A 23547-nucleotide genomic window follows, 5' to 3' on the forward strand; every position below is an offset into this window, starting at 1 on the left:
CGCTCCCACATTGGAATGCGTTTCTCTGTGGGAGCGAGCCTGCTCGCGAAAGCGGTATCAGCGGCTCAGATACATCCGCGTCGTCAGTAAATAAACCGGCAATCCCGATACCAAAATCAACAACGCCGCATAAGGCGCCGCCGCGGCAAACTCGACATTCGCGGTATGCGCCCAAACCTCAGTCGCCAACGTGTTCAGCCCGGTCGGACTCAGCAGCAGCGTCGCCGTCAATTCCTTCATCGCATCCAGAAACACCAGTGCAAACGCCGCGCCCAATGCCGGGAAGATAATCGGCAGCGTCACCCGGCAAAACGCCGTAAACGATGAAGCGCCCAGCGTGCGCGCAGCCTCTTCCAACTGCGGCGCAGCCTTGTTCAGCGCTGTGCGAATCGGCGCCTGTGCCAATGGCAAAAACAACAATGCATAAGCGATCAGCAGCAAGCCTGAAGTCTGGTACAGCGCCGGCACGTAATGCAGGGCGAAATACACCAGCGTCAACGCAATGACCAATCCTGGCAGGGCATGCAGCAGATACGGCAAGCGCTCGGCCCAGATCGCCAGTTGGCCTTTGTAACGCACCACCAGCAAACCGACCGGCACCGCCAGTACCAGACATAACGCCGCGCCGCCGAGCGACAGCGCCAGCGAGGACAGCAGTGCTTCGGTAATCGCTGCCACGGGGAATGCCGCCGAAGAACCCACCGCCAGCCAATACGCCAACATTCCCAGCGGAATCCCGCTGCCGACAATCGCCAGCAGCAGGCAATACAACTGACCGACCGCTGCCCAAGGCCCGAGCCGAACCTGCTCAGCCTGTCGCGCAGCACCTTGGCCGGTGCGCACATGCCGGCCTTTGCCGCGCACGCGCAGTTCCAGCCACAGCAGCACCAGACACAGGGCCAGCAATACGGCCGACAGCATCGCCGCGTTGGCGTTACTGAATTCCAGTTCGAATTGTTGATAGATCGCGGTGGTGAAGGTTTGCAGGCCGATGATCGACAGCGCGCCGAACTCCACCAGCATGTGCAAAGCAATTAGCAGCGAACCGGCCAGCAACGATGGCCAGAGCAGCGGCAAGGTGACGCGGAAGAACACGCCCCAGCGATTCTGTCCAAGGGTTCGCGCGGACTCTTCAAGGGAGGGATCGAGATTGCGCAGGGTTGCCGCTACCGGCAGAAAGATCAGCGGGTATTTCGACAGGCTCATCACCAGAATCGCCCCGCCAAGCCCTTCGAACTGCGCGCTCAAAGAGACCCAGGTGAAGCTGCTGACAAACGCCGGCACCGCGAACGGCAGGCACAGAATCACCCCCCACAGGCGTCGTCCCGGCAGATTGCTGCGCTCCAGCAGCCAGGCCAGCGACAGACCGATCACGCCGCACGCGAGGGTCACGCCAACCATCAATGCCAAGGTGTTGCGCAGCAGGCCGAACACATACGGGCGCCACAGCAAGTGCAGCGCCTCGGCCCAACCGGCCTGCCAGGCTTTGAGTCCGACATAGGCCAGCGGCAAAAGGCTCAGCACCACCAGCAGCAACACCGGCAGCACCAGCCAGATCGAAGGCCGCTTGCGTTTTGGCACGTAACCCCCGCGCGCGGCGGGGGCGGATAACGATGCGGCCATCAGTTCAAGCCAACTTCACGTTCCAGCTCCAGCGCTTCTTCGGCATTGCCCAGATCGGCAGGCGTTACGTTCGGCGCTTCCAGCTCGCTGAACGGCTTGAGTCCGCGATCCGATTCCATGCCTTTATGCAGCGGATACTCGGCGGTGGTCTGAGTGATCACGCGCTGGCCTTCTTCGCTGGCCATGTAGGCGAGGAATTGCTGGGCTTCTTTTGGATGCTTGCTGGATTTCAGCACGGCAGCGCTGGACACAGTGATCAGGCCGCCGACGTCACCACCCGTGAAGTAATGCAGTTTCGAGTCGAGTTTGCCTTTCTCGCGCTGCAGGGCGAACCAGTAATAGTTGTTCACCAGTACGGTGGCGACTTCGCCGTTTTCCACCGCTTTGAGGGCAACCATATTGTTGCTGTAGGTCTTGCCGAAGGCGCGCAGACCGGTTAACCATTCTTCAGCAGCATCGCGACCGTGCATCTTGATGATCGCCACGGCCTGTTCCTGGAAGGCGCCGCTGGTCGGTACGAAGCCGACTTTGCCCTGCCACTGCGGATCGGAAAACTCCATCACCGATTTCGGCAGGTCTTTTTCGTCGACCAGTTTCGGGTTGTAGGCGACGACGCGAACGCGTGCAGTCACGCCGATCCAGGTGCCGTTACCAGCGACATATTTTTCCGGAAGCACGGCCAGAGTGGCTTCATCGGTCTTGGCCAGCAGGCCCAGTTCGCCGAGATTGTTCAGCGGTGGCGATTCTTCGGTGTAGATCACGTCGGCGGGGGAGCGGTCGCCTTCTTCGATGATCTGGCTGGCGAGCTGATTGCTGCTGCCTTTACGGACATTGACGTGAATGCCGGTCTTGGCTTCGAAGGCTTTGGCGATCGCGTCGCCGACTTCCTTGTGCTGGCCGTTGTAGAGGGTCAGGGAAACCGCATCGGCAGCCTGGGTGAGGGGAGTGGCGAGCGCCAGGCCGAGGAAGGTGAAGGTCAAGCCTCGGCGCAGGGTATTTCGAAACGTCATTCGCAGGGTTCCTCACTGTCGCATTGCAAAAACTTGCAACAATGATAAACGATATTGTTTCTCAAGTGCGCCTTGCGGTGGGGCTGGCGTTTTGATAGGCGGGGTGGCGATAAAATTCTGGAAGCCAGAAACGCAAAAACCCGCTTTCGCGGGTTTTTGTGAAACTCAACGTCGTAACCTTGAGTTTGAATTGGTGCCCAGAAGAAGACTCGAACTTCCACGACCGTAAGGTCACCAGCACCTGAAGCTGGCGTGTCTACCAATTTCACCATCTGGGCAATCATCGCGAGCGTTGCCGCTGTTGATGTGGCGCACTATACGGAGCGCCTTTTGATCTGTAAACCCCTGATTTAATTTTAATAAATCAGTTTTAAGAAAACCTGGGCTTAGAATGCAAAAAACCCGCTTTCGCGGGTTTTGTGTGAGCCTTGAAACTGATCTAGTCTCAAACTCGAAATTGGTGCCCAGAAGAAGACTCGAACTTCCACGACCGTAAGGTCACCAGCACCTGAAGCTGGCGTGTCTACCAATTTCACCATCTGGGCAGTATCGGTAACGCTTGTGCGTCGTCGATGGCGCGCACTATACGGAGCGTCTTTTTAACTGTAAACCCCTCTCAGCAAAAAACATGATTTTTTTTACCGGCGGTGGTCAAAACGGCTTTCAAGCAACGCTACAGCCCCGGATACGCGCCTTATAGAGTCGGAAATTTCCCGTTTCATGGCGCCTATGCCAAACTAACCCGCATATAGACAAGGTGAAAACTCTCTAATGGCCGATTGGCAGTCCCTCGATCCCGAGGCCGCTCGTGAAGCGGAAAAATATGAAAACCCTATTCCTAGCCGCGAACTGATCCTGGCGCATCTCGCCGATCGGGGTTCGCCTGCTGCCCGCGAGCAACTGGTCGAAGAGTTTGGTCTGACCACAGAAGACCAGATTGAAGCTCTGCGCCGCCGCCTTCGCGCCATGGAACGCGACGCACAACTGATTTACACCCGTCGCGGTACGTACGCGCCGGTCGACAAGCTCGACCTGATCCTTGGCCGCATCAGTGGTCACCGTGACGGGTTCGGCTTCCTGGTGCCGGACGACGGCAGCGACGACCTGTTCATGAGCCCGGCGCAAATGCGTCTGGTATTCGACGGCGACCGTGCGCTGGCCCGTGTTTCCGGCCTCGACCGTCGCGGTCGCCGCGAAGGCGTGATCGTTGAAGTGGTTTCGCGTGCTCACGAAACCATCGTCGGTCGCTACTTCGAAGAGGGCGGCATCGGTTTCGTCGTTGCCGACAATCCGAAGATCCAGCAAGAAGTGCTGGTGACGCCGGGCCGCAACGCCAACGCGCAGATCGGTCAGTTCGTCGAGGTGAAAATCACCCACTGGCCGACGCCGCGCTTCCAGCCGCAAGGCGATGTGGTCGAAGTGGTCGGCAACTACATGGCGCCGGGCATGGAAATCGACGTTGCCCTGCGCACCTACGATATCCCGCACGTCTGGCCTGAAGCGGTTCTGAAAGAAGCCGCCAAGCTCAAGCCGGAAGTCGAAGAAAAAGACAAAGAGAAGCGCGTCGACCTGCGCCATCTGCCGTTCGTCACCATTGATGGCGAAGATGCCCGCGACTTCGACGACGCTGTTTATTGCGAAGCCAAACCGGGCAAGCTGCGCCTGTTCTCCGGCGGCTGGAAGTTGTACGTGGCGATTGCCGACGTTTCCAGTTACGTGAAGATCGGCTCGGCGCTGGATAACGAAGCGCAAGTGCGCGGCAATTCGGTGTACTTCCCCGAGCGCGTCGTGCCGATGTTGCCTGAGCAGTTGTCCAACGGCCTGTGCTCGCTGAATCCGCACGTCGATCGTCTGGCCATGGTTTGCGAGATGACCATCTCCAAGTCCGGCGAAATGACCGACTACTGCTTCTATGAAGCGGTGATCCATTCCCACGCTCGTCTGACTTACAACAAAGTCAGCGCGATGCTGGAAACGCCGAAAATCACCGAAGCGCGTCAGCTTCGCGGTGAGTACAACGACGTTCTGCCGCACCTCAAACAGCTTTATGCGCTGTACAAGGTACTGCTGGCTGCTCGTCACGTACGTGGCGCGATCGATTTCGAAACGCAGGAAACCCGAATCATCTTCGGTACCGAGCGCAAGATTGCCGAAATCCGTCCGACCACCCGCAACGACGCGCACAAGCTGATCGAAGAATGCATGCTGGCGGCCAACGTGGCCACCGCCGAATTCCTCAAGAAGCACGAAATTCCTGCGCTGTACCGCGTCCACGATGGCCCGCCACCGGAGCGTCTGGAAAAATTGCGTGCGTTCCTTGGCGAGCTCGGTCTGTCCCTGCACAAAGGCAAGGACGGCCCGTCGCCGAAGGACTATCAGGCCTTGCTGGCGAGCATCAAGGACCGTCCGGATTTCCACCTGATCCAGACTGTGATGCTGCGTTCGCTGAGCCAGGCGGTGTACAGCGCTGACAATCAGGGCCACTTTGGCCTGAATTACGAAGCCTATACCCACTTCACTTCGCCGATCCGTCGTTATCCGGACCTGCTGACGCACCGCGCGATCCGCAGCGTGATCCATTCGAAACAGGACACCCCGCACGTTCGTCGTGCCGGTGCGATGACCATTCCGAAGGCGCGCATTTACCCGTACGACGAAGCGGCACTGGAGCAACTCGGCGAGCAATGCTCGATGAGCGAGCGCCGTGCTGACGAAGCGACCCGCGACGTAGTGAACTGGCTCAAGTGCGAGTTCATGAAGGATCGCGTAGGCGAATCGTTCCCGGGCGTGATCACCGCAGTGACCGGTTTTGGTCTGTTCGTCGAACTGACCGATATCTACGTCGAAGGCCTGGTGCACGTCACCGCGCTGCCGGGCGATTACTACCACTTCGATCCTGTGCATCACCGTCTGGCGGGCGAGCGCACCGGTCGCAGCTTCCGCCTCGGCGATACCGTTGAAGTACGCGTGATGCGCGTTGACCTCGACGAACGCAAGATCGACTTCGAGATGGCCGAAAAAACCATCAGCGCGCCGATCGGTCGCAAAAAACGTGGCGCCGAAACCGCTGCGCCTGCTGCCAAGGCTTCGGAAGAAAAGGCTCCGGCAAAAACCGCCAGCCGTCGTCCGGTCAAGGAAAAGGCTGCCGAAGCCTATCGCCCTAGCGACGCCGTGGCGAAAAACGCCGAGCTGCGCAAAAGCCGTGAAATGAAGAAAGCGCTGCTTTCCGACGCTAAAAACGGTGGTAAAGCGGCGTCCGGGGGAAAGACCGGACGGTCGGCGCCTGAAAAGGCCTCCGGCAGCAAGCCAGCAAAACCGAGCAAACACCGTAAAGGCCCGCCAAAAGCGGGTTCTGCTCCAGCCAAAAGTGGCGGGGCACGTAAACCGAAGGCGAAGTCATGAGTCAGTTGGAAAAAATCTACGGCGTTCACGCGGTAGAAGCGTTGCTGCGTCACCACCCGAAACGCGTCAAGCAGATCTGGCTGGCGGAAAGCCGCAACGATCCGCGCGTGCAGACCCTGGTTGAACTGGCTAACGAAAATCGCGTTCAGGTCGGCCAGGCCGAACGTCGCGAAATGGATGCCTGGGTTGAAGGCGTGCATCAGGGTGTGGTCGCGGAAGTCAGCCCGAGCCAGGTCTGGGGCGAAGCCATGCTCGACGAGCTGCTCGATCGCACTGAAGGCGCGCCGCTGTTGTTGGTGCTCGACGGTGTGACCGACCCGCACAACCTCGGCGCTTGCCTGCGCTCGGCCGATGCGGCCGGTGCGCTGGCGGTGATCGTGCCGAAAGACAAATCGGCAACTTTGACGCCGGTCGTGCGTAAAGTCGCTTGCGGCGCGGCGGAAGTGATTCCGCTGGTGGCGGTGACCAACCTCGCTCGTACCCTGGAAAAACTACAGCAGCGCGGTCTGTGGATTGTCGGTACGGCGGGTGAGGCCGAGATCAGCATTTATGACCAGGATCTGACCGGGCCGACCATCCTGATCATGGGCGCCGAAGGCAAAGGCATGCGTCGCCTGACTCGCGAACACTGCGACTATCTGGTGAAGCTGCCGATGGCCGGTAGCGTCAGCAGTCTCAACGTCTCCGTAGCCACTGGCGTTTGCCTGTTTGAAGCACAGCGTCAGCGCGGCGCTAAAGCCAAGGCTGCCGCGAAGAAGTAGTCTTGAGCTGAAAGCGGTTCAAATGTGGGAGCGAGCCTGCTCGCGAAAGGGGTGTGTCAGACGACATTAATGTTGCCTGATGTATCGCATTCGCGAGCAGGCTCGCTCCCACAGTGTTTTGTGGTGTGGCATAAATGGGTGGTTGTTCAAATAATCACCAATTGCCTTGCACCTCTTCTGTCCCTTCTCTACAATTGCGCCCCTTGCTGTGACGGCAGGCACGCATGTGCCCCGCGCCAGCAAGTCCATAAGTGTCATTCACTCCTTGTCTGACCGTTTTTGAGCGGCAGGCTACAACCCGTAAGGAGCATTCATGCGTCATTACGAAATCATCTTTCTGGTCCACCCGGATCAGAGCGAGCAAGTCGGCGGCATGGTTGAGCGTTACACCAAGCTGATCGAAGAAGACGGCGGCAAAATCCACCGTCTGGAAGATTGGGGCCGTCGTCAACTGGCCTACGCAATCAACAATGTTCACAAGGCTCACTACGTGATGCTGAACGTTGAGTGCACTGGCAAGGCCCTGGCCGAGCTGGAAGACAACTTCCGCTACAACGATGCAGTGATCCGTAACCTGGTCATCCGTCGCGACGAAGCCGTAACTGGCCAGTCCGAGATGCTCAAGGCTGAAGAAAACCGCAGTGAGCGCCGTGAGCGTCGCGATCGTCCTGAGCACGAAGGCGTTGAAAGCGCTGAAGGCGAAGAGAACGACAGCGATAACGCTGACGAGTAATCCACGGACCTTATTAAGGAGCCTATCAAATGGCACGTTTCTTCCGTCGTCGTAAATTCTGCCGTTTCACCGCTGAAGACGTGAAAGAGATCGATTACAAAGATCTCAACACTCTGAAAGCCTACGTATCCGAGACCGGCAAAATCGTTCCAAGCCGCATCACCGGTACCAAAGCTCGTTATCAGCGTCAGCTGGCCACCGCTATCAAGCGCGCCCGCTTCCTGGCCCTGCTGGCCTACACCGACAGCCACGGCCGCTGAGACCGGGCAGTCGACAAGTAGCAAAGGATTGAATGCATGCGTGCCTTAGCTGAGTTCATCATGCGAGGCCGTATGCAGGCCACTCTCGTGGTGGCCGGATGTGCAACATTGCCGTTGTTGTATTGGTTGGGCGCTGCCGCGGGGAGCCTTGTGCTGCTGCGGCGCGGACTGACGGACGCCCTGGGTGTTCTGTCTCTGGGGCTGCTGCCGGCATTGATCTGGTGGCTGTATGCCGATGACCCACGGGCACTTCTGGTGCTGCTGGGGTCTTCGGGACTTGCGTTGGTTTTGCGCGCAAGTGAGTCCTGGGTTCGCACGCTGCTGGTCAGCGTAGTGATTGGAGTGGTGTTTTCAGTGGTGCTCGGGGCCGCGTTTGCGGCCCAGATCGAGATGCTCGCGCAGGCCTTGATAAAGGTCATGCCGGCGCTTCTTGGTGAGACTTACAAGCAATTGTCGGTCGATGAGCAAGCGCGTTTCGCGTCCCTGATTGCACCGGTCCTGACCGGACTGATTGCGGCTTTGTTGCAAATCGTCAGCGTGCTGAGCCTGATTGTCGGGCGGCATTGGCAGGCGTTGTTGTACAACCCGGGTGGTTTTGGTCGCGAGTTTCGCGCCATCCGGATCCCGCTGGGGCCGGCGATGTTACTGCTGGCGTTGATGCTTCTGGGCCCGAATCTCGGTGCACAGATGGCCATGTTGACGCCGTTGTGCAGTGTACCGCTGGTGTTCGCCGGACTTGCCCTGATTCACGGGCTGGTCGGGCAGAAGCGACTGGCCGGTTTCTGGCTGGTGGGGTTGTACGTCACGCTGCTGTTGTTCATGCAGCTGATCTATCCGTTGCTCGTGGTCCTGGCCATTGTCGACAGCCTGATTGATTTTCGCGGTCGTCACGTGTCGAAAGACACTGATAACGCGAACGGTGAAGGTTAAAAGTTAAGAGGATTTCCACATGCAACTGATCCTTCTGGAAAAAATCGCCAACCTGGGCAACCTGGGCGACAAAGTAAACGTTAAGGCCGGTTACGGCCGTAACTACCTGCTGCCTTTCGGCAAGGCTACCGCTGCGACCGCTGCCAACCTGGCTGCGTTCGAAGAGCGTCGTGCCGAGCTGGAAAAAGCTGCCGCAGACCGTAAAGCATCGGCTGAAAGCCGTGCTGCCCAACTGGCCGAGCTGGAAGTGACCATCACTGCCACCGCTGGCGACGAAGGCAAGCTGTTCGGTTCGATCGGTACTCACGACATCGCTGACGCACTGACCGCCTCCGGCGTTGAAGTTGCGAAAAGCGAAGTTCGTCTGCCGAACGGCACCATCCGCAACGTGGGTGAATTCGACGTGGCTGTGCACCTGCACGCCGAAGTTGAAGCCACCGTACGCGTTGTCGTGGTAGCAGCTTAAGCAACACTGATCGGCTGGCGGCTTGTCCGTCAGACGGTTAACATCGGGCACGATCCTGTTTACAGGTCGTGCCCTTTGTCTTTCTGAACTCCCCGTTTTTCCAAACAACACAAGTGGCCATGAACGATATCTCCGCTCCCGAGCAATACGATCTGCAAACCGCTGCCCTGAAGGTGCCGCCGCATTCCATCGAAGCCGAACAGGCTGTACTCGGTGGTCTGATGCTGGACAACAACGCCTGGGAACGCGTGCTCGATCAAGTCTCCGACGGCGATTTCTATCGACATGACCACCGTCTGATCTTCCGTGCGATCGCCAAGCTGGCCGATCAGAACATGCCAATCGACGTCGTGACCCTGTCCGAGCAACTGGACAAGGAAGGTCAGACTTCGCAAGTGGGTGGCCTCGGTTACCTCGGCGAGCTGGCAAAAAACACGCCGTCCGTCGCCAACATCAAGGCCTATGCGCAGATCGTTCGCGAACGAGCGACCTTGCGCCAGTTGATCGGCATCAGTACCGAGATCGCTGACAGCGCCTTCAATCCTGAAGGTCGTACTGCCGCCGAGATTCTTGATGAAGCCGAACGGCAGATCTTCCAGATTGCCGAGGCCCGGCCTAAAACCGGTGGCCCGGTAGGTGTGAACGATTTGCTGACCAAGGCCATCGACCGCATCGACACCTTGTTCAACACTGACAACGCCATCACTGGCCTGTCCACCGGCTACACCGACCTCGACGAGAAGACCAGCGGCCTGCAGCCGTCCGACTTGATCATCGTCGCCGGCCGTCCGTCGATGGGTAAAACCACCTTCGCGATGAACCTGGTGGAAAACGCCGTGTTGCGCAGCGAGAAGGCGGTTCTGGTGTACTCCCTCGAGATGCCAGGTGAATCGCTGATCATGCGTATGCTCTCCTCGCTGGGCCGCATCGACCAGACCAAAGTGCGTTCCGGTCAACTCGAAGACGATGACTGGCCGCGCCTGACCTCGGCAGTCAACCTGCTCAACGATCGCAAGCTGTTCATCGATGACACTGCCGGTATCAGCCCGTCGGAAATGCGTGCGCGGACCCGGCGTCTGGTGCGTGAACACGGCGACGTCGGCCTGATCATGATCGACTACCTGCAACTGATGCAGATCCCCGGTTCCAGCGGTGACAACCGTACCAACGAAATTTCCGAGATCTCGCGATCCCTGAAAGCGCTGGCCAAGGAATTCAACTGCCCGGTGGTGGCGCTGTCGCAGCTCAACCGCTCCCTGGAACAACGTCCGAACAAGCGTCCAGTGAACTCCGACTTGCGGGAATCCGGAGCGATCGAGCAGGACGCCGACGTGATCATGTTCGTGTATCGCGACGAGGTGTATCACCCCGAAACCGAGCACAAGGGCATCGCCGAAATCATCATCGGCAAGCAGCGTAACGGCCCGATCGGTTTTATCCGCCTGGCGTTTATCGGCAAGTACACCCGCTTCGAAAACCTCGCACCGGGCAGCTACAACTTCGACGACGACGAGTAAAGGCTGGCCGAATCCCGTCGGCCAGCACTCACCTCATTCAGTTACGAACGGGTGCCAGCGGCGTTTTCATCACTGCCGCTGGCCGTGTATTGCGCCAGTTCCTCGCGGCTCAGTTTGTCGATCAGGGCCGCCTCTTCAATCATCCACTCAGCCTGCATCGCTTTCGATTGGGCGTCGTAATCGGCGAACGACAATTCTTTTGCCTCAAATGACGCGTCGAGAGCCGCCTGCCGGTCCTGAAACGGCTGACGCTGAGTTTCGAAGGTTTCCTGATATTTATGGGTCAGGTATTTTTGCCAGAACTCCCTCGACACCAATGCCTGAAACTCCTCGACTGAATTATCCCGCGCAATGACCGTTTGATAAGCGTTTTCCAATTGCGTTTTGGAGACGCCGGCGAGATGCGAGAACCCCATTTTTTCCGGTTGCCCAGGCAACTGCAGGCGGTCTTTCAGGCCGTGGCGATAGAACAGCCTGATTTCGATTTCTTCCGGCACATGTGGCGGTGGCAGGTGCGCGGCCTCATGGGACGTTCTGGCCGCGGCAATTGCTGCTTCGCGTTGCGCGATGTCCGCCGAGGCGACTTTGTCGACCTCGTGCAAGCGGAACAAGGCCCTGGACAGCTTGAACAGTTCAGGCCCCTGAGTCTTGTCGCTGGCTCGGGCTACAGCGTTGTGCATCATTGATATGACTTCGAGGTTGGTAAAGGTAAACGCCGCCCGATCACAGCAGGCCGCTTCGCCTGCGCGATCGAACACGTCGTTGCGCAAGCGTTCGGACTGCGGCGTGTTTTCGGTGATGCTGTCGATCAGTCTCCAGACTCGTCCCTGAAGTTCGTGGTGACCGGTGGAGGTGTCCAGCAGGCGTTCCAGCGTGTTGAACAAACCGTCCGAGCGCGGTTGGTCGCGCAGGGTTTGCCATTGACGCCTGCGATCAGCCACTTGATTGTCGGAGAATCCCGCTGTCCAGCGCTTCATCGGATCATTCCTGATCCAGCGCAAGGGCGCAGGACGTACGATGGCTGTACTGATGATGTTCCTTGCGCCTGTCAGCGGTGTTCCGGCTGCTCTCAGGCGATTTTGGTATTGAAGCAGGCGGGCGTCTGTCGCGTCCGACAGTGGATTGTTCGAAATGTCGGTGATGTTGTTGATGCGCACCGTGTTGGCCAATTGATCATTCGGCGGCGCGATGACAGCGTCGGGAATTTCCGTGATGCGGTTGCTGTTCAGTTCGATGGTATCCAGCCGCGGCTGATGGATGAGGCCAGAGGGAAAGGTGTCGATCCCTGTGTGGGCCAGACTGACAGACCGCAGGTCGACGATCTGGCTCATATCCGGGACGATGCCCAGTTGCCGGTTTCCCTGCAGCTCCAAGGCTCGCAAGGTGGTGCGGCTTGCTAGAACGCGGGCAGTGTCGGCGGTGAGGGTGATGTGATTTCTTTCCAGAGACAGTCGCGTCAGGCCATGCATTTCGCCAATGGCCGGGGGGAGTTCGCGCAGTTGATTTAGTCCCAGATCCAGCCAGCGTATGTGGCGAAAGCGCGTCAGGAAACCCTCCGGAGACGTGCTCAGGTGCATATTGACGAGTTTGAGTGAGCCGACGTGAGTGAAGTCGACGTCTATGTCCGGCAGGCTTGGCAGCCGCAGATTGCTGAGATCGAGTTCCAGGCCGATGGGAGTACCGTCATGGGCGTGAGCTTGCGGCCCCTCTCTTCTCCAGCAACTGATGATCTTGTTGCTGGCCGTGACCCGATCTGCCCGGGTCTGCGCATTGAGCGCCAGCTGGTCGGCGCGAATATACCCGCCCAGATTGCCCCCTCCGGAAAAAACCCAATCGTCGAGCTGGCGTTTCAGTACTTTGAATTCTCGTTCGAGACTGCGCACCTTGATAACTACGGTGTCCGCGTCGAGGCTCCACAGGTATTCCCTGCACTGCTTCATGTTCTTGCCTGGAAACAGCCGTTGGTAACGCTGCGCAACGGAGTTGTCGCTATCGAAGTTGGTGTGAGTCAGCAGCTCGGGAGCGACTGTGCTGACGCGCCGCCAAAAGTCATCGAACTTCTTCCCGTAACCGGCTGCAAAGCGGTTGCCATCGAGTTGGGTCGCGGCGTTGACCCGGGCGATCGCCAACAGTTGCTCCGCGGGTGGATCAAGGAAGGTCGACGGTACTTCCTTCAAGCGATTGTTGCTTAGATCCACAATGATCAGATCGGGCTTGTCCTGCAATCCGCTCGGCCACTGCTCGATGCCTGTGTTATTGAGCAGCACCTGCCTCAGCCTGGACATACCGCTGAAATCCGGCGTCGAACCGAGGGCCGGATTGTTGCCCAGGTTGATCGCCTCGAGCTGGCTCAGGGTACTGAATATCGCCGCGCTGTCCTTCGTCAATTGCAGACGATTATTGACCAGATCCAGGTTGACCAGGTTATGCATGGCAGAGATGGGGGCGGGCAGAGCTTCAAGCCCGCAATGATTGATCACCAAGCGTTCCAGATTGGGGAAAGCGGACAGGAAAATGTCGGCGTCGCCCGACCAGGCAGCGGTGTTGATAAACAGCGATTTGACATGACTGAAGTCGGCATTGAGCGGCGGCAGTGGCGCTTTGTTCAACGACAGCCTCAGCGTGTGCGTTGAATCCAGCCAACAGGCTCTGGTGATATCCGCGACACGGCGCGCCTGGATTCTGGCCGGTGTGTCTGCGCCTGACGAGTCGGCCTTGCTGCCGTTGACGTAGCTGTCAAGCTGAGCCTCCAGCAAGTCCAGCGCTGCGACTCGTCGTGCCAGTTGCGCTTTGCCGTCTTCATCCAGAGCGAGGAGAAACGCGCGCAACTGCTTTGGGTCTTTATTGGGGTAGACCCGCTGCGCGCTGGCTGTCTCGGGCATGTCGCTGGGGAGTCTGAATGCATCGGCGGCGGCGTTGTTGCCCAGCTCCGGTTGATCGGTTGCCACGCGTTGCCAAAACCCTTCAAGTTTTGTCCAGTAGCCGGGCGGGAACGGATTGCTCTCTAACAGTGTGACGATGTTGATTCGGGCGAGCGCTTCGAACTGATCGGCTGGCGGATTGAGGTTCGCCTCTGGGACCGCGGTCAGACGGTTGTTGCGCAAGTCCAGATGCGTCAGCCGGGTCTGGCTGAGCAGACCTGCTGGCCACTGATCCAATTGTGCGTTGCTCAGGTTCAGCGTCTTGAGGTTTGGCATCCCGGAGAAATCAGGTGGTTTACCCAATGGGTTACCTGACAGGTCGAGGTGCTTGAGATTGCCCAGCGAGCTCAGTTCTGCCGCTGCTCGTTCATCAAGGGCGATACGGTTCGTACTCAGGTCCAGGCTGTGCAGGTTGGGCATCTGTGCAATGGCTGTCGGCACGGCACTTAGGGTTGATCCGCTGATATGCAGACCTTCCAGACCGGAGAAGTTGCCGAGCAATGTACTGGCGGAGTCTGACCAGGTGACCGATTGCAATGTCAGGTGGCGAACATGGCTGAAATCCGCTTTCAGCGCCGGCAGTGGGCCGTTCCCGGCTTCGAGCCAGAGAATGTCGCCGCTCTGATGACGCCAGCAGCGCTTGAGATTTTGGGCGATCTGCTGCGCGTGGCTGGGCGAAACACTGGGGGGCGACACGCTGACGGATTGCCGCAGCCAGGCATCCAGTTCGATCTTGAGGGATTTGTAGGCGTTTTCGCGATGGCTCAAACCGCCGGTGACATCATCTCCCAAGGACTCGATAAAGCGGCCGAGTTCTTCATCGGTGTGGTCCGGAAACAGTTTTTTTGCGCGCGATTGCGGACTGCGTAACCGGTTGAGCGCCTTAGACAGCCAGTCCCGTATTCCGGGGCCGGCAGAAGCATCTGTGCTATCGCTGCGCTTCATTCCTCCGGCCCCGGCCACGGTGGTCCCCACCCAGCCTTGTATGGCGTCGAAAACGATCGGTTCCGACCGGCCCGGGCGAGTCGCGACATACACGTTGGCGCTGTCGCTGGCGACGGGGTCGTCGCTGCGTACGATGCGCATCACGTTGGCCAGTGGGGTCGAGGCGTCCGGGTCGTGTAGAACCTGATAGGCATGGTTGTCGATCAACGCATACAGTTTGCCGTCGAGGCGATGGAGCCCATCGCTGTCGGGGTCTAAGTGGTTGAAAGCGAGCGGTGTGCGAAACGGTGCCAGACGGGTATCGCTCAGGGGAAAGGTGATCGGTTCGAAGTCGTCCAGCCTGTGCCACCGCCCACTGTCTGGATCGCGCAGCAGAGCGGGGCCGGAAGGCTTCGATTCGCTGGACAGCCTCGCCCGGAACAGACCGCTGTCGGCATCCTTGGCGACTTGCACGGTCCCGACATCGACCACGTCGACATAGGGGCGTCCTTTGTAGATCCTGAAACCCTCGGCATTCGCCGCCGGCAAGCCAACAGGTGCCATGACCCGGTAGTGCTCCAGCGGCGGATCGACAGGGCGCGCCGTTTCGGCGGGTGACGGGGAAGGGTGAACAGTGACCGTGGGCACCGGCGTAATCGCATCGAGGTCAGCGTCGTCCGTCGGCCGGAAGGTGCGTGGCGGCGGACCGATCTCGCTGAAGGTTTCAAAGCCCGGACGCACTGTCGTATCGGCGCGCGCAGGGGGCACGTCTGGCGAGGGTGTGGGTCGAACGTGTGTGTCGTTGGAGGGGGTGCCTTTGCCAGGCAATTTGATTGGCATTTCGTACTTTCCTTGTAGTCGCCAGCAACTCTCGCAGACCGGAGTTGCTGGCGTATTCGGCGTCATTGCCTGATTGGAGGTGTTAGCGGATCGCCGCTGTCGCGTCGCTGGCCAGAGCAAAAATCTTCCGTGCGGTCTTGCCATCGAAGGTCTGGCGCCAGATCGCGACATGCGGCAGGCCGGCCTGTTCGTCGCGGCGCTGGGACTCGATGCCGCGCCTGCTCTGTTCGAGGGTTTTCAGATGGCTGCCCCTGATGGTGAAATTCAGCGGCTCGCTGTCGTGTTTGTCGTAGTGAAAGTGCGCTTCCCATAACGGCGCATTGTCGGTGTGATCGCGGATCGAATAGACGTCGAGAAACGACTTGTCCCGGCCTTTGCCCAGCTGTTTGCGATCAACCGTTTTGACGGCACTCAGCTCAGCGTGATCGATCAGATAATTCAGCCGCAAAATGTCCAGCACGTCCTTGTTCTTGTACATCCGCACCAGCACGCTTTGGCCGTGTGCGGACAATGTGTCTGCGGCCGTTTGCAGGCGTTCGGCCAAGTTCTGGATCTCGGCATCCCCGGCCGCGCTTTCGAGGTTTTGCAGGCGGCGTGCCTGCTCGTTGAGCGGGTCGATGGCTTTTTCCAGGTCTTCAAGAATTTCCGTCGGATTGTCTTTAGCGGCTTCTCTGGCCCGCGCTTCGGCACTGTGCTTTTCAACATCAACCAATAAACGATTGGCCTCGGCGATCAGTTCCGGTCGCGGAGTGCTGACAATGGGCGGACGAACAGGCAGCCATTCACCGTGCCTTTTCTCGTATCGCTCGGCCGGGCCATTTGGTCTGAGCGGGTTGGAGACCTTGATGATGGTGCTGCCATCCGTGGCGGTTTCCGTCTCGCCGACGAGGATTCTCGAAGTGCCGTGCCGGCGGGTGCTGAACACTTTTCTCGGCGCTGCCGGGCGGGCTGTCGCGCTGTCGCCTGGTTGTTGTGGAAGGAAGTTGATGTCGATGTCTTGATCCCGGCTGGGGAGCTCGGCATTGCGATCAAACGTAGCCAGGAGCTCGTTCAGTCGTGTTTCGATTCTGCTCTCGATGGGGTCCGTCAGAGCGAGGATTTCTCTGGCGTACTCGGCTTTGACATGGTCTGCCGACAACCAGGCTTCAAAGCGGCCTCTGTCTCCTCGCAGGTGATCAAGGGTCAGCATCAACGCCAGCGGTTGCGTGCCTGCCGGTATGTTTTCCAGGTCGCCGGAGAACAGATCGATGGAGGAGAGCGAAGGCATGGTCGCGTTTGGCGAGTGGTCCGGTGTGCCCGCAAACAGGTGTACGTACAGACTCAACTTGTTGAAGTTGACACGCTCGGCCGTGGGCACTTCCTGGCTGAGTTCTTCAAGTCTGGGGGCCGCCCCGGGGGCCGCTTTTCTGATCTGCCCCATCACCGCATCCCGATCCTCCAGAAGCTTCAGTTTCTTGTTCAGGTGAGTGATCATCTTTTTGCAGGTTTCGGCGTTCAGCGTCTCGAACATCGGCGAGACCCGCAAATCCATCAGCGCCATGAGCCGGTTCAGGTAACTCACTCGATCGAGCCGGAAGGTGTGCAGTTCCTCCTTGAATGCGCCGCCGGCCTTTAGATGAACCATCCAGTCCTTGTTGTCGACGAGTGACTGGACGAAGTCCGTCTGCTTTTTGATGTGCTTGAGCAAATGGACTTCAATGGCGATCAAGGCTGCCGTCTGCGCTGAGCTGGCAGTGGGCAAAGCGCGTGCCTGACTGTAGAGGCTGTTATACCGGGCAGCTGACTCGACAAGTTCCTTGTGAACTGCAGCGAAGGGTGCATAGCGCTGCAACAGAATCGCCAGGTTTGCTTGAACCCTGTCCCCACGACGCATGCCCCCCATCAATCCAGTGGCAACAAATGCCCAGCTGTTTTGCGCGTCACGCGTGATGGCTCGTGATTCGCCGCTACGGCTGGCGTGATAGATATTTTCGCTGTCATTTGCCACGGGGTCTTTGGCGTTGACGATGCGCCATACCTTCTGCACTGGCGTAGATGCATCCGTATCGAGCATGACCTGATACGCATGGCCGTGGATAACCGTGTAGCGTTTGCCATCGTGTCGAAACAAGCCGTCGCCGTCGGGTGCGCTCGTGCTGAAATCCAGATCCGAGCGAAAGACATGCAGGTCGGGATCGGTCAGCGGCACGGTAGTAATTTGGCGATCATCGACGGCATGCCAAAGTCCGCTGTCGGCGTGGCGCAGCAGCATTGGACCGGAAGGCAGTCGCTCGCTGGCCAGTCTGGCCCGATACAGGCCCATGTCAGCGTCCACTGCGACCAGCACGATGCCGCCATCGACCATGTCGACATAGCGGCGGCCCTTGTGCGTTCTGAATCCGCTGGCGTCGACAGCAGGCAACGATGCCGACGCAGCCATTCGATAATGTTCGATCGGCTGCTGCACGGATACCTGGTTTTCAGCGTGAGGCGTTGCCGGTTGAATCTTGATGGGCGGGGCCGGGCTGATGGTGTCCGGGTCGTTATCCGAGCCTGTTTTACCCGGCCGCGCCGGCTCTGCGCCCCGGCTTGAGCCGACGCTGATCGTGCTGTCGAGGTGCGGCGTCGGTGTCTCCGGTGTTTGATTCGGACGCGTATGGACGTCGACCGAAACGGTGCCTTTGACGGGCGTTTTTGTAGCCATGGTTATCATCCTTGAATGGTTGTCCCCGGGTGTTGGCCCAGAGACAGGCGTCGTTGGGCTTCCTGCCTTCGGACAAGTTTGCTTGTTCAGTCGCGCTCCTGGTTCAGGTGGCCAGTTCGAAGATTCTCTGAGCGGTTCTGCTGTCGATATCCTCACGCCAGATTTTCACGTGCGTGCGTCCGGCCTGTTCGTCCCTGCGCTGGGACGACGTACCAAGCCTGTTTTGCTGGCGAGTCTTGAGGTGACCGCGCTTTGCCTGAAAGTCCGCTAAAGGGCTGTCCTTCTGTGCGTAGTGGAAGTGCGCGTACCACAGCACCGTGCCGGACTGACTGTCGTTCAGCGTGTAGACGTCGAGAAATTCCTTTTTGTTGCCCTTGCCCAGCGGTATCCGGCTCTGCGTGCGAGTGGCGCTCAGATGCCCGTGGCGGATCAGATACGCCACGCGGTCGTTGCTCAGGTAGTCGGGGTCTTTGTAGAGCCGCACACGAATGTTTTCACCCTCCTGGAGCAGGCGCTGACTGTCGTGGTGCAGGCGTTGCACCAGCGCGGAGATGTCACTGGCGGCGGGATTTGGCGCTTGTTCGATTTGCCGGGCGAGATCGTCCAGTTCGTCGGCCCGGCCAGTCAGAAATTCGACGATACCGCTGGCGTTGCGTTTGGCCTTCTCATCGCGCCATGCGCTATTCAAATGCGCTTCGGATTGTTCCAGGTGCTGCCGCGCCTGAGCAGTCAGCGTCGACAGGTTTCTTTCTTGCCAGGCCATCTGCCGACGCCATTCGCCCTCCCGGCGTTCGTAGGTTTGCAGGACCTCTGTCGGGTCATGCGGGTTCATCACATCGATCAAGTCTTCACCCGCCGCCGTACGACGTGGCCGTCCGACCCGGATCTTGTAGATCCCGTGGTGCTTGCTGCGGAACATTTTTCTCGGTGCCGCCGCTTGCGGGCTCTGGCCCTGTGCCGGGATGAAATCGAAATCGATCGGTTGTTCGTGGGGTGGCAGCGCGGGAGTGGTTTCCTGCTCCTGATGGTAGCGATCCAGATGCTGTTCCAGCGTGTGCTCGAAATGTTCTATGGCTTCGATGATTTCACTGCGTGAGCTGGCGTGTTGCAGGCCGGGGGGCAGTGGCAGATTTTCGTACGAGGCTTTGACGGCCGACGTCTGATCCAGCAAGTCACTGAGCACTGAAATACGCGCATGCTGGGGAATTTCCTTGAGCGCACGAAAGGCAAAGGTCACTTCACCGAAACAGAACGCAAGGTATCTGGCACTGGCATTGCTGATATCGACAGACGCATCCGCATCGACGAACAGGCGGCTTTTGGCGTAGATCCAGAAGGCAACATTTTCGTGCAGATCGATCGGATCGTAGACCGTGCCTTGCAAGTCCTCTGGGGACAGGCGCCACTTGTGCAAGAGTTCATCGGCGATTTCCTGACGCTTTTTGAGGATCTCCAGTTTGTTCGACAAATGGGCTGCCACGGCCGCATGGTCGGCAACCGGGCCGCCGAAAATCGGCCCGTCCAGCAACTTTCGCGAATCGCTGGCGATCATCAGCTGGTTGTAGGTCAGCATGCGCCCCTTTTGCAGCACGATGATCTTTTCCCGGTAAGCGACACGCCCCAGGATCGAGACGATGCGTTCCTTTTCGTCGGTGTGCAGGTCGAGGGTTTTTTCCAGTAGCGCCAGCTCCCGCCGATGATGTTCTTCGAGGCGCTCCAAATGGGCGCGCTCACCTTCTTTGCCCTTCAACGCTTGCCAGTGGTGGTGCAACTGCTCTCCCGTGGTCATGGCCTGATTGAATTGCAGTTCCAGCGTCTGTAACTCGAACGTCAGGTCAGCCGCGCGCAGGGCATCGGCCTGATTCGCTCGTCGACGCATGCCTGCAGTGCCGCCCACCAGCGTCCCCACCCAGCCGCGCTGCTCATCAAAGACAATCGGCTCGGATCTTCCCGCGCGTGTGCCGACGTAAACGTTGGCAGGGTCGGCAGCCACGGGGTCTTCGGGGCGAACGATGCGCATGACCGGCAATGCTGGCGAGGAGGCGTCAAGGTCATGCAGCGCCTGGTAACTCTGATCGCCGATCACTGCGTAGAGTTTGCCGCCGTAACGATACAGTCGGTCCCGGCCGACCTGGACGCCGGTAAAGTCCAGATCGGTCGCAAAATCTTGCAGACGCGTGTCGGACAAGGGGAAGGTGATGCTTTTGCCGTCCTCCAGCGGATGCCAGAGCCCGCTCTCGCGGTCACGCATCAGCAGCGGCCCGGCAGGCGTCAGCTCGCTCGCCAGCCGGGCCCGGTAGAGACCCGATGGCGTATCCGTGACGACCTGCACAATGCCGCCGTTCGGTACATCCACGTAACGACGGCCCTTGAAGGTTCTGACGCCGTGCACATCGGGCGCCGGCAGGGACGCGGGCGCACTGATCCGGTACTGTTCAAGCGAAGGTTCCCGGGCTGACGGACGGATGGACGGAGCCGGGGCCGATGGGGTGATCCTGATCGACGGTGCCGGCCGGATCGCTTCCAGATCGGCGCCTGTCGTGAGGGGGCCCGGCACGCGTACCGTGCCGGCCGACAGGGGAATCGTCGGATGCGGCACTTGGCCGCCCCTCGGGCTGCCGGGGCGTGGATGAACATCAACGGTGGTAGTGCCCCTGATGGGCGATTTCGGTGACATTTCTTCATCCTTGAAGGGTTGTCACATCAGCCGGCACAGGTGCCTGACTGATGAATGTTGGGTTAGAACGATATTTTTCTGCCTGTTACGTGTTGTCGGGCATGCGCGACGCCGGTTGTAAGAGAAACCGACCATTGCCGTCGGAATTGGTCAAAATTTGTGCTATATTCCGCGCCCGCGATTTTTCACTTCAACACCGGTCGTCGACATGCAAGCAGCCAAGCCGTTATTTGACTATCCAAAATATTGGGCCGAATGTTTCGGGCCAGCGCCATTCCTGCCGATGAGCAGGGAGGAGATGGATCAGCTTGGCTGGGATTCGTGCGACATCATCATTGTTACCGGTGATGCCTACGTCGATCACCCGTCGTTCGGCATGGCGATCATCGGCCGGCTGCTGGAGTCGCAAGGCTTCCGCGTCGGGATCATCGCGCAGCCGAACTGGCAGTCCAAAGACGACTTCATGAAGCTCGGCGAGCCGAACCTGTTCTTCGGCGTTGCAGCGGGCAACATGGACTCGATGATCAACCGCTACACCGCGGACAAGAAAATCCGTTCCGACGACGCCTACACGCCGGGCGGCATGGCCGGCAAGCGTCCGGATCGCGCGAGCCTGGTCTACAGCCAGCGCTGCAAGGAAGCGTACAAGCACGTGCCGATCGTCCTTGGCGGCATCGAAGCTTCCCTGCGCCGCATCGCCCACTACGATTACTGGCAGGATCGTGTGCGTAACTCGATCCTGATCGACGCCAGCGCCGACATCCTGCTGTACGGCAACGCCGAACGCGCCATTGTCGAAGTCGCCCAGCGTCTGTCCTACGGTCACAAGATCGAAGACATCACCGACGTGCGCGGCACCGCGTTCATTCGTCGCGATACGCCGAAAGACTGGTACGAAGTCGATTCCACGCGCATCGATCGTCCGGGCAAGGTCGACAAGATCATCAACCCGTACGTGAACACCCAGGACACCCAGGCCTGCGCCATCGAGCAGGAAAAGGGACCGGTTGAAGATCCGCAGGAAGCCAAGGTCGTACAGATCCTGGCCAGCCCGCGCATGACCCGCGACAAGACCGTGATTCGTCTGCCATCGGTTGAAAAGGTCCGTGGCGACGCCGTTCTGTATGCCCACGCCAACCGCGTGCTGCACCTGGAAACCAACCCGGGCAACGCCCGTGCGCTGGTGCAGAAGCATGGCGAAGTCGACGTCTGGTTCAACCCGCCGCCGATTCCGATGACCACTGAAGAAATGGACTACGTGTTCGGCATGCCTTACGCGCGCGTTCCGCATCCGGCGTATGGCAAGGAGAAGATCCCGGCCTACGACATGATCCGTTTCTCGGTGAACATCATGCGTGGCTGCTTCGGTGGCTGCACCTTCTGCTCGATCACCGAGCACGAAGGCCGGATCATCCAGAACCGTTCCGAAGAGTCGATCATTCGCGAAATCGAAGAGATCCGCGACAAGGTGCCGGGCTTCACCGGCGTCATTTCCGACCTCGGCGGCCCGACTGCGAACATGTACCGCATCGCCTGCAAAACACCGGAAATCGAATCGGCGTGCCGCAAGCCGTCCTGCGTGTTCCCGGGCATCTGCCCGAACCTGAATACCGACCATTCGTCGCTGATTCAGCTGTACCGCAGCGCCCGTGCGTTGCCGGGTGTGAAGAAGATTCTGATCGCCTCCGGCCTGCGTTACGACCTCGCGGTCGAATCGCCGGAGTACGTCAAAGAGCTGGTGACCCACCACGTCGGTGGTTACCTGAAGATCGCCCCGGAACATACCGAGGAAGGTCCGCTCAACCAGATGATGAAACCGGGCATTGGCAGCTATGACAAGTTCAAGCGCATGTTCGAGAAGTACACCAAGGAAGCGGGCAAGGAGCAGTACCTGATTCCGTACTTCATCGCCGCCCACCCGGGCACCACCGACGAAGACATGATGAACCTCGCGCTGTGGCTCAAGGGCAACGGCTTCCGCGCTGACCAGGTGCAGGCGTTCTACCCGTCGCCGATGGCCACCGCCACCGCGATGTACCACTCGGGCAAGAACCCGCTGCGCAAGGTCACTTACAAGAGTGATGGCGTTACTATCGTCAAGAGCGAAGAGCAGCGTCGTCTGCACAAGGCGTTCTTGCGTTATCACGACCCGAAGGGCTGGCCGATGCTGCGTGAAGCGCTGATCCGCATGGGCCGTGGTGACCTGATCGGTTCGGGCAAGGATCAGTTGATCCCGACGCACCAGCCGGCTACCGACAGCTACCAGAGCGCCCGTCGCAAGAACTCGACGCCGGCCGGCAGCCATAAAGTGGCGAAGGAAGGCAAAGAGAAGACCACCAAGATCCTCACTCAGCACACTGGTTTGCCGCCACGTGCCAGTGATGGTGGTAATCCTTGGGACAAGCGTGAACAGGCCAAGGCCGCGGCGTTTGCCCGCAACCAGCAGGCGGCGAAAGAGCGCAAGGACGCCGCGAAAGGCAAAGGGCCGAAGCCGACACGCAAGCCGGTGGTACCGCGCTAAACATCGCTTGAGCTGAACAGAACGCCAACCTTCGGGTTGGCGTTTTGCATTGCAGGGGCTGGATATTGGGTTGTCCGCAAGATCCATCCCCCTCACCCCAACCCTCTCCCCCATGGGGGGCGAGGGGGAAGGGAGCAGATCTCCATGCTTCTCAAAATCCGAGTTCGACTCAGGACTTTCACGTCGGCGTATCTCCAAGATCCAACGCGGTCTGTCCCCTCTTTCCCAGCGGATGAGTGGGAAGGGAGCAGATCTCCATGCTTCTCAAAATCCGAGTTC

13 protein-coding genes and 2 tRNA genes are annotated in these 23547 nt (G+C 59.2%); 8 read left to right on the forward strand and 7 right to left on the reverse strand.

From position 1 onward, the window contains the following. Positions 1–57: 57 nt before the first annotated feature. From PspS49_RS02735 to PspS49_RS02750, 4 genes are all read right to left on the reverse strand, one after another. Positions 58–1623 (reverse strand): iron ABC transporter permease, encoded by a 1566-nt coding sequence (locus PspS49_RS02735; RefSeq protein ID WP_127925615.1) that lies wholly within the window; start codon positions 1621–1623, stop codon positions 58–60. After that, entirely contained in the window at positions 1623–2633 is a 1011-nt protein-coding gene (locus PspS49_RS02740) for an extracellular solute-binding protein (RefSeq protein ID WP_150775609.1), read from the reverse strand. The genes PspS49_RS02735 and PspS49_RS02740 overlap by 1 nt, the downstream gene beginning before the upstream one ends. A gap of 191 nt (positions 2634–2824) precedes the next feature. Continuing rightward, a tRNA-Leu gene (locus PspS49_RS02745) sits at positions 2825–2911 on the reverse strand. A gap of 180 nt (positions 2912–3091) precedes the next feature. Further along, positions 3092–3178 (reverse strand) — tRNA-Leu (locus PspS49_RS02750). 226 nt (positions 3179–3404) lie between these two features. Between PspS49_RS02750 and rnr the strand changes: the two genes are divergently transcribed. The 7 genes from rnr (at position 3405) to dnaB (ending at position 10702) form a co-directional block, all read left to right on the forward strand. After that, positions 3405–6035 (forward strand): ribonuclease R, encoded by a 2631-nt coding sequence (rnr, locus tag PspS49_RS02755; RefSeq protein ID WP_160038016.1) that lies wholly within the window; start codon positions 3405–3407, stop codon positions 6033–6035. Next, positions 6032–6796, forward strand: coding sequence for a 23S rRNA (guanosine(2251)-2'-O)-methyltransferase RlmB (gene rlmB / locus PspS49_RS02760; RefSeq protein WP_160038018.1), 765 nt, complete (start codon positions 6032–6034; stop codon positions 6794–6796). The genes rnr and rlmB overlap by 4 nt, the downstream gene beginning before the upstream one ends. 313 nt (positions 6797–7109) lie before the next feature. Beyond that, positions 7110–7529 carry a 30S ribosomal protein S6 gene (gene rpsF, locus PspS49_RS02765; protein WP_127925619.1) on the forward strand — a complete coding sequence of 140 codons (420 nt, stop codon included), beginning with the start codon at positions 7110–7112 and terminating at the stop codon, positions 7527–7529. A gap of 29 nt (positions 7530–7558) precedes the next feature. Beyond that, the gene (rpsR, locus tag PspS49_RS02770) at positions 7559–7789 is read left to right on the forward strand and encodes a 30S ribosomal protein S18 (RefSeq protein ID WP_002551829.1); all 231 of its coding nucleotides are present in this window, start codon (positions 7559–7561) and stop codon (positions 7787–7789) included. Between the two features lie 36 nt (positions 7790–7825). Further along, a complete protein-coding gene (locus PspS49_RS02775) occupies positions 7826–8719 on the forward strand; it encodes a hypothetical protein (protein WP_016983782.1) in 894 nt (297 codons plus the stop codon). Positions 8720–8738: 19 nt separating this feature from the next. Beyond that, positions 8739–9185 carry a 50S ribosomal protein L9 gene (gene rplI, locus PspS49_RS02780; RefSeq protein ID WP_003186385.1) on the forward strand — a complete coding sequence of 149 codons (447 nt, stop codon included), beginning with the start codon at positions 8739–8741 and terminating at the stop codon, positions 9183–9185. A 119-nt stretch (positions 9186–9304) separates the two neighbouring features. Then, positions 9305–10702 carry a replicative DNA helicase gene (gene dnaB, locus PspS49_RS02785; protein ID WP_007915846.1) on the forward strand — a complete coding sequence of 466 codons (1398 nt, stop codon included), beginning with the start codon at positions 9305–9307 and terminating at the stop codon, positions 10700–10702. Between the two features lie 41 nt (positions 10703–10743). On the opposite strand, the gene PspS49_RS02790 is transcribed toward dnaB, so the two are convergent. From PspS49_RS02790 to PspS49_RS02800, 3 genes are all read right to left on the reverse strand, one after another. Next, positions 10744–15387, reverse strand: a complete 4644-nt coding sequence (locus tag PspS49_RS02790; protein ID WP_238786322.1) for an NEL-type E3 ubiquitin ligase domain-containing protein — start codon at positions 15385–15387, stop codon at positions 10744–10746. Positions 15388–15469: 82 nt separating this feature from the next. Continuing rightward, a complete protein-coding gene (locus PspS49_RS02795) occupies positions 15470–18070 on the reverse strand; it encodes a DUF6543 domain-containing protein (RefSeq protein WP_174245040.1) in 2601 nt (866 codons plus the stop codon). 103 nt (positions 18071–18173) lie between these two features. Next, the gene (locus tag PspS49_RS02800; protein WP_160038020.1) at positions 18174–20747 is read right to left on the reverse strand and encodes a hypothetical protein; all 2574 of its coding nucleotides are present in this window, start codon (positions 20745–20747) and stop codon (positions 18174–18176) included. 208 nt (positions 20748–20955) lie between these two features. Here PspS49_RS02800 and PspS49_RS02805 point away from each other — a divergent pair, with 208 nt between their 5' ends. Beyond that, positions 20956–23268, forward strand: coding sequence for a YgiQ family radical SAM protein (locus PspS49_RS02805; protein WP_007915855.1), 2313 nt, complete (start codon positions 20956–20958; stop codon positions 23266–23268). Positions 23269–23547: the final 279 nt, after the last annotated feature.

It is taken from the genome of Pseudomonas sp. S49 (genome assembly GCF_009866785.1).
Classification (GTDB): domain Bacteria; phylum Pseudomonadota; class Gammaproteobacteria; order Pseudomonadales; family Pseudomonadaceae; genus Aquipseudomonas.

Bases quoted from the DNA above. Each gene is read 5' to 3' on its own strand.
- rplI (WP_003186385.1), top strand. From the start codon at position 8,739: ATGCAACTGATCCTTCTGGAAAAAATCGCCAACCTGGGCAACCTGGGC.
- PspS49_RS02795 (WP_174245040.1), bottom strand. From the start codon at position 18,070: ATGGCTACAAAAACGCCCGTCAAAGGCACCGTTTCGGTCGACGTCCAT.
- PspS49_RS02805 (WP_007915855.1), top strand. From the start codon at position 20,956: ATGCAAGCAGCCAAGCCGTTATTTGACTATCCAAAATATTGGGCCGAA.
- PspS49_RS02800 (WP_160038020.1), bottom strand. From the start codon at position 20,747: ATGTCACCGAAATCGCCCATCAGGGGCACTACCACCGTTGATGTTCAT.
- PspS49_RS02740 (WP_150775609.1), bottom strand. From the start codon at position 2,633: ATGACGTTTCGAAATACCCTGCGCCGAGGCTTGACCTTCACCTTCCTC.
- PspS49_RS02735 (WP_127925615.1), bottom strand. From the start codon at position 1,623: ATGGCCGCATCGTTATCCGCCCCCGCCGCGCGCGGGGGTTACGTGCCA.
- rnr (WP_160038016.1), top strand. From the start codon at position 3,405: ATGGCCGATTGGCAGTCCCTCGATCCCGAGGCCGCTCGTGAAGCGGAA.
- rlmB (WP_160038018.1), top strand. From the start codon at position 6,032: ATGAGTCAGTTGGAAAAAATCTACGGCGTTCACGCGGTAGAAGCGTTG.
- dnaB (WP_007915846.1), top strand. From the start codon at position 9,305: ATGAACGATATCTCCGCTCCCGAGCAATACGATCTGCAAACCGCTGCC.
- rpsF (WP_127925619.1), top strand. From the start codon at position 7,110: ATGCGTCATTACGAAATCATCTTTCTGGTCCACCCGGATCAGAGCGAG.
- PspS49_RS02775 (WP_016983782.1), top strand. From the start codon at position 7,826: ATGCGTGCCTTAGCTGAGTTCATCATGCGAGGCCGTATGCAGGCCACT.
- rpsR (WP_002551829.1), top strand. From the start codon at position 7,559: ATGGCACGTTTCTTCCGTCGTCGTAAATTCTGCCGTTTCACCGCTGAA.
- PspS49_RS02790 (WP_238786322.1), bottom strand. From the start codon at position 15,387: ATGCCAATCAAATTGCCTGGCAAAGGCACCCCCTCCAACGACACACAC.